The sequence below is a fragment of the Photobacterium sp. R1 genome (assembly GCF_054600795.1).
On the sequence record NZ_BAAHZP010000153.1, the window covers coordinates 1 to 395 of the forward strand.

General features: G+C 50.6%; 1 protein-coding gene. It reads right to left on the reverse strand.

What is annotated here, in order from left to right; genetic code table 11:
* A partial coding sequence (locus tag ACYP03_RS24435; protein ID WP_459782437.1) for a hypothetical protein occupies nucleotides 1–395 on the reverse strand: 395 nt, incomplete at both ends.

The following is a 395-nucleotide window of genomic DNA, read 5'->3' on the forward strand; positions in this document are numbered from 1 at the left end:
ACAGTATCCACCACAACAAACTGGCCGTTGAAGGCTTTATGCAAACGGCGAATTTCCCGGCCGGCAAAATCGTACTGAGTGACTACCTCACCACCGGCAGCGGCTTTGGTCACAGAACATGACACCGTTTTAGATGTCGTGTGAGGGCAGGTTTCATTCAGGGTGTACGTGTAAGACACTGTATTACCTGCGCCGGGCAGTGTTTCCAGCTTCAGTCGGTTAAATGCGTCATAGCTGTAGCTTTGTTTACGCCCTTGCGGATTCGTACTGGATGCCAGCACACCATCGCTGTTAAAAGACACATCCGTTTCATGACCCAGCGCATTGATCATGCGATCGACAAATAAGCCCGCACTATCGTACAACGTGACAGTTTCGCGTTCTGCCACGTTTGT